Source organism: Halioglobus maricola (assembly GCF_009388985.1).
Lineage (GTDB): Bacteria > Pseudomonadota > Gammaproteobacteria > Pseudomonadales > Halieaceae > Halioglobus > Halioglobus maricola.
The window spans coordinates 2,877,074-2,888,667 of sequence record NZ_CP036422.1 but is presented as its reverse complement, the minus strand read 5'-3'; the positions used below and the strand labels follow the sequence as shown (position 1 = coordinate 2,888,667).

At 58.6% G+C, this 11,594-nt stretch carries 10 protein-coding genes; 7 read left to right on the top strand and 3 right to left on the bottom strand.

Features of this window, described 5'->3' with window-relative positions:
* Positions 1-7: 7 nt before the first annotated feature.
* Positions 8-787, bottom strand: coding sequence for an SDR family oxidoreductase (locus tag EY643_RS13190; RefSeq protein ID WP_153239674.1), 780 nt, complete (start codon positions 785-787; stop codon positions 8-10).
* Positions 788-993: 206 nt separating this feature from the next.
* Here EY643_RS13190 and npdG point away from each other — a divergent pair, with 206 nt between their 5' ends.
* The 5 genes from npdG to ung are packed head-to-tail and all read left to right on the top strand — an operon-like array spanning position 994 to position 7,298.
* The gene (gene npdG / locus EY643_RS13185) at positions 994-1,677 is read left to right on the top strand and encodes an NADPH-dependent F420 reductase (protein ID WP_153239673.1); all 684 of its coding nucleotides are present in this window, start codon (positions 994-996) and stop codon (positions 1,675-1,677) included.
* Positions 1,678-1,692: 15 nt separating this feature from the next.
* Positions 1,693-2,460, top strand: coding sequence for a coenzyme F420-0:L-glutamate ligase (cofE, locus tag EY643_RS13180; RefSeq protein ID WP_153239672.1), 768 nt, complete (start codon positions 1,693-1,695; stop codon positions 2,458-2,460).
* Positions 2,460-3,425 (top strand): 2-phospho-L-lactate transferase, encoded by a 966-nt coding sequence (gene cofD / locus EY643_RS13175; protein ID WP_153239671.1) that lies wholly within the window; start codon positions 2,460-2,462, stop codon positions 3,423-3,425. Before cofE ends, cofD begins: the two co-directional genes overlap by 1 nt.
* On the top strand, positions 3,422-6,601 hold the full coding sequence (gene cofH, locus EY643_RS13170; protein ID WP_153239670.1) for a 5-amino-6-(D-ribitylamino)uracil--L-tyrosine 4-hydroxyphenyl transferase CofH: 3,180 nt from the start codon (positions 3,422-3,424) through the stop codon (positions 6,599-6,601). The genes cofD and cofH overlap by 4 nt, the downstream gene beginning before the upstream one ends.
* 10 nt (positions 6,602-6,611) lie before the next feature.
* Complete coding sequence (gene ung / locus EY643_RS13165) at positions 6,612-7,298, top strand: uracil-DNA glycosylase (protein ID WP_170287494.1); 687 nt, start codon at positions 6,612-6,614, stop codon at positions 7,296-7,298.
* Positions 7,299-7,313: 15 nt separating this feature from the next.
* Here the strand turns inward: ung and EY643_RS13160 are convergent, their stop codons facing one another.
* A complete protein-coding gene (locus tag EY643_RS13160) occupies positions 7,314-7,883 on the bottom strand; it encodes a phosphoribosyltransferase (RefSeq protein WP_153241036.1) in 570 nt (189 codons plus the stop codon).
* A gap of 121 nt (positions 7,884-8,004) precedes the next feature.
* Between EY643_RS13160 and EY643_RS13155 the strand changes: the two genes are divergently transcribed.
* Together EY643_RS13155 and EY643_RS13150 are read left to right on the top strand one after the other, a co-directional pair.
* A complete protein-coding gene (locus tag EY643_RS13155) occupies positions 8,005-8,760 on the top strand; it encodes a hypothetical protein (protein WP_153239669.1) in 756 nt (251 codons plus the stop codon).
* 68 nt (positions 8,761-8,828) lie between these two features.
* Positions 8,829-10,568, top strand: a complete 1,740-nt coding sequence (locus tag EY643_RS13150; RefSeq protein ID WP_153239668.1) for an isocitrate/isopropylmalate family dehydrogenase — start codon at positions 8,829-8,831, stop codon at positions 10,566-10,568.
* A 9-nt stretch (positions 10,569-10,577) separates the two neighbouring features.
* On the opposite strand, the gene ygfZ is transcribed toward EY643_RS13150, so the two are convergent.
* Positions 10,578-11,507: a CAF17-like 4Fe-4S cluster assembly/insertion protein YgfZ gene (ygfZ, locus tag EY643_RS13145; protein WP_205743061.1), complete on the bottom strand. Its 930-nt coding sequence runs from the start codon at positions 11,505-11,507 to the stop codon at positions 10,578-10,580.
* Positions 11,508-11,594 lie beyond the last annotated feature (87 nt).

Below are 11,594 nucleotides of genomic sequence, written 5' to 3'. Positions count from 1 at the left end.
TCGGGTGTCAGTCCTTGTCGACGTTCGCCGCGTTCAGGAAAGCAGGTTTTTCTCCGCCCCCGTGTACGGCAAAACTGGTACCGCTGACGTAGGAGGAGAGAGGCGAGCCCAGGAACAAGCAGGCATTGCCAATGTCCTCGGGCACGGCCATCCGTCCGAGCGGGATGGTGGCGCCTACGGCAGCTATGCCGTCTTCGTCGCCGTAGTGCAGGTGGGCTTGTTCGGTCTGGGTCAGGCCCACGACGAGTGCATTCACCCGCACCTTTGGTGCCCACTCCACCGCGAGCGAGCTGCCCAGATTGACCAGTCCGGCTTTGGCAGCGCCATAGGCGGCCGTGCCCGGGGACGGCCGGATAGTACTCACGCTGGCGATATTGATGATACTGCCGCCATTGTCCTGGCTCTGCATAATCCGGTTGGCGGCCTGGGCGAAGTTGAGCGGTGCGATCAGGTTGAGGCGGATGATAGATTCAGAAAAGCGCGGGGATGCAGTGGCCGCGTCAGCAAAGGGCGCGCCGCCGGCGTTATTGACCAGTACGTCCAGGCTGCCGAATCTGTCCACGGCAAAAGCGACACATGCTTCCACCTGCTCGTGGTCCCGGACGTCGCAGGGGGTGAATACGCAGGTCTTGCCGCCAGCGGCAGGCAGCTTGTCGGGTTCGTTGCGGCCACAGATAACCACGTCCGCTCCCATTTCCAGGAAGCGCTCGGTGATCCCCTTGCCGACGCCTTTGCCGCCGCCGGTAACGAGGACGGTCTGGCCGGTAAAATTCAGGGGGTTGTCCATATAGTTTGACTCCAGTTGGCTAGCTCTGCGCCGGGCTTGTGGTGATTTGTCGAATTACATACTATGCCGGTCCGGTAACCATCCTAAATCAATTGGCGTTGGCTGGACATTTGATCCATGCGACCCGCCAGGCAGTATCAAGGACAAGCGGAGCTTGGTCAGATTTTCTGTACTGCTCCTCATCCGTAGAAACTAGGGAACACATCATGACAACAGAATCTCTCCCCGTACTGGCTATCCTTGGAGGAACCGGCGATCTCGGTACCGGTCTGGCGCGCCGCTGGGCCCAAGCCGGCTATCAGGTGATCATTGGCTCGCGCACCCAGGAGAAAGCCGATGCGGCAGTTTCCGACCTCAAGGAAGTGATGGCGGAACGTGGCGTGGCGGAAATTTCGGTCTCCGCGATGGAGAATCTGGCGGCGACCGAGGCGGCCGATATCGTCGCTATAACCGTGCCTTTCAGCCATCAGGCGTCGACCCTGGAGTTGGTTAAGCCGGCCTTGCAGGGCAAGATTCTTATCGATGTCACCGTTCCTCTGGTGCCGCCCAAGGTTGCCAGGGTGCAGTTGCCGGAAGGCGGCAGTGCAGGCCAGATAGCTCAGGAGCTACTGGGTGAAGAGGTCGCTGTCGTTTCTGCATTCCAGAATGTGGCTGCTGCGCATCTTCAAGAGGGTAGTAACCTCGATTGTGACGTCCTTGTGTGTGGCAACAAGAAGGCTGCAAGGCAGGAAGTCATCACTCTGATTGAAGCTGCCGGCATGCGGGGGTTTCACGCGGGTATGATCAATAATGCTGCCGCCGCTGAAGCCCTGACCTCAGTGCTGATCGTAATTAACAAACAGTATAACTGCCATGCCGGTATTCGGATTACCGGTCTTGATGACGACTGATTTGTCCTGACTTTAATGACCGGCTCTCTGCAGCTTACCGCTTTGGCGGACTTTCCTCGGGTAGAGCCGGGTGACGACTTGTCGGCACTGCTAGCCTCTAGTCTGGAACACAATGGCATTCGCTTGCAGCGTGGCGATGTGCTCGTGCTGGCCCAGAAAATCGTCTCTAAGGCGGAGAACTGCTACGTCAGGCTTGCGGACGTCACGCCCAGTCCTGAAGCGCTGGATCTGGCGGAGCGTGCCGCCAAAGATCCTCGTCAGGCTGAACTGATTCTCAGGGAAAGCAATGAGGTCGTGCGCGTTCGCCCTGGCGTTGTGATCGTCGAGCACCGCAATGGTTATGTGCACGCCAATGCAGGTATCGATAAATCCAATATCGAAACAACCCCGGAAGATCCGCGGGTGCTGTTACTGCCGCAGGATCCCGACGCCTCTGCCACGAAACTGCGCGATAGTCTGGCAGTAAGCTGCGGCACAGCCCCGCAGATTATTATCAACGACAGTGCCGGGCGTGCCTGGCGCAACGGCACGGTCGGTATTGCCATCGGCACAGCCGGCTTCGACCCCCTTTTTAATCAGATAGGCGAGCAGGACATGTTTGGTAACGTGCTCGAGGTGACCGAAGCAGCGGTTGCCGACGAACTCGCGGCCGCCGCTTCGCTGCTGATGGGGCAGGCGGCGGAGGCTTGTCCCGTCGTCCATGTGCGCGGGGCAAATTTACGCCCTGCAGAGACCGGGTCGCGGTCACTGCTGCGCGACAAACATATGGATATGTTTCGCTGATGACGACAACTGAAACGAGCAAAACACTCGCGCTCACAGGTGGTGTTGGCGGCGCCAAGTTGTGTCTCGGACTGGCGCAGGTTCTGCCTGCGTCGGAACTGGATATTCTTGTAAACACCGCCGATGACTTTGAGCATCTGGGGCTGCCGATCTGGCCAGATATCGACACGCTTCTCTATACCCTGTCCGGGCGCGCTAACCAGACGCTTGGCTGGGGCCTGGAAGGGGAGAGCTGGAACTGTATGGAGTCGCTCGAGAGTCTCGGTGGTGAGACCTGGTTCAGGCTGGGCGACAGAGACCTGGCTACCCATCTTTGGCGTGCGGAAGCACAGCGGCAAGGGCGGGGCGCTGCCGATATTGTCGCGGCTCTAGCACAGCAGATGGATATAGCTGTGGGTATCTATCCCATGAGTGATGATCAGGTGCGAACCATCGTGCGCTGTGATGAAGGTAACCTGCCGTTCCAGCACTATTTTGTGCGCCGTCAATGTGAACCGCCGGTGACAGGGTTCAGTTTCGAGGGCATTACCTCAGCCCGCGGTAACGCGTCAGTGCTGCGTCAGTTAAAGGCCGGAGATTACGGCCGCATCGTTGTCTCTCCCTCTAATCCCTACGTGAGCATAGATCCTATTCTGCAGGTGCCGGGCGTCTGGACGGCCCTGCGCGACAGTGCCGCACCGGTAGTGTTCGTAAGCCCCATAGTCTCCGGCTTGGCCATCAAGGGCCCGGCAGCAAAGATGATGCGTGAGCTGGATGTGCCCGTCACAGCCCTGGGGGTTGCCGAGCACTATCGCCGCCGTTATCCAGGGCTGGTCGATTATTTCGTGATCGATGAAAGTGACGCTACACTAGCTCCGGAGATAGAGCAGTTGGGGATGCGTGCAGTTGTCGCGCCTACGGTCATGAAAAATCAGCAACAAAAAGAATCGCTGGCTCGCTATTGCCTGGCACTGGAGCCCTTGTGAACAAAGCCCACGCGCTGGTTGCCCTTAAATCGCTGACGCTTGCCAAAACCCGGCTGGCGCCGTTGCTGGGGCCTGCCGACCGGGCTGCATTGGTTCAAGCGATGGCCGCAGATGTCCTGCAGGTGCTGGCGTCACATCGCTCGGTTACCTCGGTCACATTGGTGTCAGACGACCCCGCAGCCACCATGCTTGCACAACAGTTTGGCGCGGAGGTGCTCTCTGAGGCGGCGCTGGCCGGCGAGGGCTTGAACGCATTGTTGGCGGCGGCGACAGAGCACATACGCACCGACAGGAAAGGGCCGCTGCTGGTCTTGCATGCGGATCTACCGCTGTTGCGCGAAAGTGACATCAGCGCGGTACTGACGGCACTTGAAAACACCGACGTCGTTATCGGCAGTGACAACGCCGCCATGGGTACCAACCTGCTAGCCCTTGCCTCCGGTGTGGATCCCAACTATCAGTTCGGCGCTGCCAGTTGCCAGCGCCATAGTGCCTGGGCTGAATCTGCGGGCCTGTCGGCGTCTGAACTCAAACGTCCGGGTATAGGCCTGGATATCGATGAGCCGATGGACCTCGATGCGCTGCTGAAGTGCGAGCATATTGGCCGCCATACGGCTGCCTGGGTGAGTGGCTCGGATGTGGTGCATAAATTCACCCCGGAGCCAGCGCTGGACTGGGATATTCTCAGCGCTCAGCTGAAGCATGGGCAAATGCCCAGCGAAGCTCAGGCTCTGGCTCTGGCAGGCTTCGACGACATTGCCAGCATGACCGAACTCGCCAGTGCGATTCGCGACAGCGGCCACGGCAATGTCATCACTTACTCGCGCAAGGTTTTCATTCCGCTTACCAAGTTGTGCCGGGATGTCTGCCACTATTGTACGTTTGCCCAGACTCCATCGCGGCTTGATCAGGTGTTCATGCCCGTGGAGGAGGTACTGGAGCTTTGCCGCGAAGGCGCCGCCCAGGGCTGCCAGGAAGCGTTGTTTACCCTTGGCGAGAAACCCGAGCTGCGCTATCGGGCAGCCCGGGACGCACTGCAGGAAATGGGTTTTGCTACCACGCTTGAATACGTACGCGAAGTAGCCCGACGGGTACTTGCAGAAACTGGCTTGCTGCCGCATATCAACGCCGGTTGTATGACTGCCGCGGAAATTGCCTCGCTGCGGGAAGTCAGTCCATCCATGGGGATTATGCTCGAGTCGGCCTCTGAGCGTCTGTGCGAGCGGGGTAAGCCCCACTTTGGTTCACCTGACAAGGTGCCGGCGGTGCGCCTGGAAACCATGGACCTGGCCGGGCAGGCCCAGGTGCCTTTCACCTCGGGCATTCTTATCGGTATTGGTGAAACTCGCCGCGAACGCGTCGAGTCTCTGCTGGCTTTGCGCCGGGTACATGAGCGCTATGGTCATCTGCAGGAAGTGATTGTGCAGAATTTCCGCGCCAAAGAGGGCACCCAGATGGCGCAGGCGCCTGAGCCTGATCTCGCGGATTTACTGTGGACAATTGCAGCGGCGCGATTGATCTTTGGGCCGCAAATGAGCATTCAGGCGCCGCCCAATCTGAGTCCTGGTGTCTTGCCACAATTAATCGCAGCGGGAATCAACGACTGGGGCGGCGTATCGCCACTGACCCCGGACCATGTTAATCCGGAAGCCCCGTGGCCACACCTGCTGGAATTGGCAAGAGAGACCGCCGCGGCCGGGAAATTCCTCGACCAGCGCCTGACCATTTATCCAGATTACATTTTAGAGGCTGAGCGCTGGCTGCACCCGCAGGTGCACGGCGCGGTTATGCAGCAGTGCGATGCGACCGGTTTTGCCCGTCGTGACGATTGGGTGCCTGGCGAGGAGCGACCGGTACCGCAGGTGGAAAAAGAACTACTGCAGCAGGTTGCTGGCAATATTGCGGTGAGTGAGGACATTAGAGCTATCGTCAGTCGCTGCCGTCAGGGAGAAACTCTGGATAAGGTCGCAGCAACTCGCCTGTTCGAGGCGCGCGGGGCTGACTTCTCCTATGTGGTGCAGCAAGCGAATGAGCTGCGTGCTGCTGTAGCGGGCGACGCGGTGAGCTACGCGGTCAATCGCAATATTAACTACACCAATGTTTGCTACTTCAAATGTCAGTTCTGTGCTTTCTCGAAGGGCAAACAGAGTGAAAACTTGCGCGGTAAGCCCTATGACATCAGCGGTGAAGAGATCGCTCGTCGCTGCGAGGAAGCCTGGGATCGAGGCGGCAGCGAGGTTTGTATGCAGGGTGGAATTCACCCTGATTATACTGGCCAGACCTATCTCGATATTCTCGCCACAGTACGCGCAGCTACGCCGGATATGCACATTCACGCGTTCTCGCCGCTGGAAGTGTGGCAGGGCGCCGAAACACTTGGTCTGCCGCTGAATGTGTTCCTGCAGCAGCTGAAGGACGCCGGGCTGGATACCCTGCCAGGTACGGCAGCGGAAATCCTGCACGATGATGTCAGAGCAACGCTCTGCCCTGACAAGCTCAATAGCGCCGAGTGGCTAGAGGTGATGGAAACCGCTCATAAGGAGGGGCTTCGCACTACGGCGACGATTATGTACGGCCATATTGAAGCGCCGGAACACTGGGCCCACCATTTGCTGGCGGTCCGGGAATTGCAATTGCGCACTGGCGGCTTTACCGAATTCGTGCCGCTGCCCTTTGTCCACATGGAAGCGCCCATGTACCTGAAGGGGCGGGCCAGACGCGGCCCCACCTTCCGCGAGGCAGTGCTGATGCACGCGGTATCTCGCCTGGTGCTGAGCGGCGCAATCGATAACATCCAGACGTCCTGGGTGAAAATGGGCGAGGCGGGTATTGCTGCTTGCCTGAACGCCGGTGCGAACGATCTCGGTGGCACGCTCATGAATGAGAGCATTACTCGCGCTGCCGGATCCGATCATGGCCAGGAGTGGGCACCCCAGAAAATGGAGGCCCATATAGAGGCGCTTGGGCGTCGCCCCCGGATGCGCACAACGCTATATGGTTCGCCGCGTGTGGATCAGCGTATGAAGGCGTTTAATGCACCGGCACTAGGGCCTTCCCGCAATCAGGCCGCTGGCAAACGAGAGCGAAGCAAGTTGATACCTGTTGTCAGTGTGCCGGTAAGCCTGACATCCGCAGGAGCGGATGCCCAGGTCTATCTGATGGCGGCTTGTGACTGACACAACAGGGATGATGGGTTCTCAGCTCGAGTCGAGCTGGATGAGCCGTCTCGGTGATGAATTTGCGCAGCCCTATATGCAAGCGTTGTGTGAGTTCCTGCAGGCAGAAGAAGATCACGGCAAGCGCATTTTTCCGCCACGGGAGAATTTTTTCCGCGCATTTACGCACACGCCACTGCCCGCGGTAAAAGTCGTGATACTTGGCCAGGACCCCTACCATGGAGAAAACCAGGCCCACGGTTTGTCCTTCTCGGTGCCCCCCGGTGTGAAAGTGCCCCCGTCACTGCGAAATATCTACAAAGAACTCAATACAGAACTCGGTCTGCCCGTGCCGGCGCATGGCTATCTGAGTGCCTGGGCGGAGCAGGGAGTCCTGCTGCTAAACAGCGTGCTCTCGGTGGAGTGTGGCCAGGCCGCGTCGCATCGTGGCAAGGGTTGGGAGACATTCACTGATCGGGTGATTGAGGTGATCAATAGAGATCGGGAAGGGGTCGTGTTCATGCTCTGGGGCGGCTATGCCCAGAGTAAGGGCGCGAAGATTGATACCAGCCGGCACTGTGTGTTGCAGGCACCGCATCCCTCACCTTTGAGTGCACACCGCGGGTTCTTTGGTTGCGGACATTTCGCGGCGGCTAATGATTACCTGCAGTCTCGCGGTGACAAAGCTGTGGATTGGTCGCTGCCTCCAGTTGCCTGATCCTCTGGCTGCACCTCAGGCGGGGTGAAGAGCGACGATTCGTTCGCGTAGACGCTTCAGGCCCGGTTTGTCTTCCAGTACCTCTTCTGCCGTGAGGCCCTCTAGCTCGTGTGGGAATACCAGCCACTCATTGGTCTCGTACAGATAGTAGTCCGGGACCAGCTCGGTTTTGTTGTTGCTGGGTTTGAAGTACGGGGTGGCGATACGGAAATTGGGTGTATTGCGCCGACATTTTGCCTCCAGGTCCCAGATGACTTGCTGGATGGAGCGACCGGAGTCGAAGACGTCGTCGACGATGAGAACATTGTCATCCGAATTGACGTGTTCGATCAGATAGTGGAGGCCGTGCACGATCACCGATTCGCTGGTCTGGTTGATCCCTGTGTAGTGGGAGGTACGAATGGCGATATGGTCGGTTTCGTGACCCGCGTACTTGAGCAATTCCTGGATGGCGATACCCACGGGTGCACCACCGCGCCAGACGCCTACGATGTAGTCCGGTCGAAAATCGCTGTCCAGCACGTTCAGGGCCAGCTCGTAGGAATCTACCAGCAGTTGATTGGCGCTGATGTAGGTCTTCTCAATGGTCATTTTTTTGCTTCCTCGGCTCCGAGGGGCGATTGTCCGTGGAGCGCGGCCGCTTGGCAAGTCCGACTGTTTCACGGCACCGCTCTGTGGCAGAATACGCGCCTTTTGAGGAGGGTGCGTGCAACACTGGCGAAGACTACTCGTTGTGGCGCTGATTGCCGCCCCACTGGCGTGGGCGTTTTGGCCGCAGGCCCTGTATCGCGACCCGCCTCGGCAACTGCCCTGGGAGCTACCAGACTACCGCGAGGCATCGCGCAGTTGGCAGGTCGACGAAAACGGCCTTATCCAGGCGCATGTAGAACACTTTTTTCTCCAGGATATATCGCCGCAGATGGTGTCCTGGTTCTACCAGGTGTTGCCGGTGTCAACGATCGCTTATCGCGGGGAAACAATCCCGCTCTATCACATCTTTCACCCTACCGAACACGGCAGGATCAGGGTGTTGGAAGCGGCAGCTGACGGTGCTGAAGGTATGGGGCAGGGTGCGCTGATCGAGCGGGAAGAGTGGTTCGGCCCTTACGATAGCCGAGGCAGGGCGAGACTGCGTGAGTTTTCCTCTACCGGTATGGTGGCCATTCCGGAATTCGCGGGCCTGGCGATGGGCCGCATCGAGCACCGTTTCGAACAGCGTCAGAGCGGTACTTATTACACGGTCACCTCGACGATTGGCTCCGACCTGCCAGTTGTGGGCGCTGTGCTCAACTACTACATTCGAAATTTCATGTTCCATCCCGCAATGATGGAGCAATGGCAGCGTCACCAGGTGGAAGAGGTTGCCAGCCTGCAGTTCTTCCTGCGGGCACTGTATTTGCAGCGAGGAGAGGGAACACGTTTCTCTCTGGCTGATACCCCAGTATCGACTAAAATCGACTAGGCACGAGCTCTGGGAGCGCGTACCTTTCGGTCCTTTGCCTGGGACCGCTTATATTTAATGGAGCAAGCATGACTACAAAAATTCAGGTCGCCAAACCTATGGTGATTCTGCACGGCGACGAGATGGCCCAGATTGCCTTTGAGCGCATTCTGGAACAGTTTGTGAATTCGCGGCTGGACATCGAGCTGGTGGAGATCGATCTGTCGGCCGAGAAACGCCTGACCAGTAACGGCCAGGTAGTGCTGGACGCCATTGAGTCACTCAAGAAATACGGCGTCGGCATCAAGAATGCCGGCATGACCGTGAACCGCGAGCAGTTACTTGATCTGCTGGCTGCGCATCCCGAGGTGAGTGAAGACGCGCTGGATAAACTCGCGACCAAATCGCCCAACGGGGCAATCCGCAAGGGTATCCACGGCAATATCACGCGCGAAGATATCGAGTTCAGTAATCTCAAGAGTGTTCGGCCGGATTGGGTGGGTCGTGAAATTGAAGTCGATACCATGGACGCAGGTGGCATCGATTTCAGCTATAGCGAACTGTCTAACGCCACCGGAGTGGCTAAAGTTGTCTTCGTCGGCAGCAGCGGTGACCCGGTCGAATTGCACCGCCGTACGCTGCGCAAGGGCGACCCCTGGATGCTGGCTTCCAACGACCTGGAGGACGTAAAGGCCTGGGCACACAGGTTCTTCCAGCGCGCACTGGACGAAAAACGCGATATTTACCTTGGCCTGAAAGATACCGTGGTCCCCGGCTATGACGGTGTGATGCGCGCTGCGATTGAAGATATCTACCACAGTGAGTACAAGGACAAGGTTGCAGCGGCGGGTCTCAAGTATCACTACGAGTTGATCGATGCCCAGGCTGCGCGCATTGTCTCCAACCCGCCTGAGCGCGCACTGTGGGGCGTGCCGGACAATATCAGCGGCATGAAGCTGTACAAACTGGTACAGCAGCTCAAGCGCTACGGCTTGCCCGAGCGCAAGGCCAACGTCTCGATTTCCCGCATGAGTGCTGGCGGTGGCGACCAGTATGGTAGCTACAACACACCGGCCCCGGAAGACGGCATTATCAAGGTCGTCATGGACGGCGTGGAGAAGCATGCGCGTGACGTGAAAGCTGGTGATCCACTGCTGTTTATGTCGAATGACCGCGCTGCGATCAAGGATTGGGTCAAGCAGGTGTTTCGCGATGCGGCCGTCAACAAGAAGGAAGTGTACTTCGGCCTGAAACGGGAGTTCGTCAATTACGACGAGGTGTACAGCTCGATTATTCTGGAAATTCGCAAGGAGTTGGCAGCGCTGGACACACCGCCTCCGTCATTCATGATCATGCGGCCCTCACGCCAGCTCAGCAAAATGATTTGCGATCCGCCTCGCTGGGGCCTCTACCCGGCGCAGAATCTGGACGGTGATATTTTTTCGGATATCTCCGCTGCTCTCGGGGGAAGCCTGGCCACGGCGAGTTCAGTGATCAAGAGCACGGACGGCACCATGTTGTACGAGGCGCCCCATGGCACCGCGCACGACCTGTACCTGCGCTACCTGGAAACAGACGGCAAAGAGGCCAACTTCAATTCGTCGGCGCTTATCTTTGCGGTGGCTAATGCGCTGGAGGAACTCGCTCGCCGGGAGACTAACCAGCCGCTTGGGGATTACGCGGCGAAGTTAAAGGCCGCGCTCATCGAGACAGTGGCGCAGGGCACGATCACCGGTGATCTCAAGGGCAAGACACTCAACCCCGAGTCGGAACGGGTTGTCGATATGTATGGTTTCCTCGACGCAATCGAGGCGAATCTGGAGGCCTGATCGCCCCAGTCAGACTTCCAGCGAATAGGGTAATTCGAGGGGTTCCATGACCGGCCCCTCATCACCGTCTACCCGCAGGCCTTGCGCGAGGCCGTTGCTGGTTGCACTGACCAGGCACACCGTGCGTTCGCCGTCGCGGGCGCTATTCACCACTGATCCCACGCTCTGGCTACCACCCTCGTTGAACAGGGGGGTGCCGGCGGCGAGTGCCTCGGTGTTATTCAATGCCACCGGGTAAGCACGCCGTTTGGCCTTGCCTCGATAGTGCAGGCGAGCCACGATTTCCTGTCCGGTGTAGCAGCCCTTGGTGAAGTTCACATGGCCGGTGATGTCGTAGTTGAGATCCTGCGGCAGAAAATCCTCACTGGTAGCACCTTCGACTCGGCCCAAGCCCGCGCATATCTGCAGGCTGTTCCAGGTGTCGGCACTACTCTCTTCCAGTGCGTCTTGCAGGGCCTCAAAGTGGTCTGCGTGCTGCTCCATGTCGATCCAGGCTTCAAAGAAGTTGCCTGCCTCGTCCAGCTGGATCAACACATAGCCGTCGTCGCTGCTAGCCTGGTAGCGCTCTCCCGGTGGGGTCATGCCAAGCGCAGCCAGAGCAGAGGCGACGCCGCTGCCCCAGAGCGCGACCACTTGCCAGTCCTTGCGTTCGCTATTGATGTCGGCCTTCGAGAAAACGATGTACTTTCCCAGCGTGCTGACGGTTGCGGGTGCTACGCTGCTGCGCAGGCGCAAAGCGTAGTGCTCCGGGCCTAGCTGGCCCAGCACAAAGTCGCAAACCATTCTCCCCTTTGGCGTACAGTAAGCCCCTGCTGCCGCCTGATCAGCGGTTATCACGCTGGAGTCACAGGTGGTCTGGCCCTGCAAGAAGGTCAGTGTGTCTGGGCCATTGATGTGAAGCAGGGTCTCCTGCTCGAGCAGTGCATAGTGAGCGCTCAATGTGAGTACCTCGAGATCTGGGGCGCCCATCATAGGCGCAATAGCGTTTTCTGTCAGCCGCTCCCCGGCGGACCGCATTTACTTATA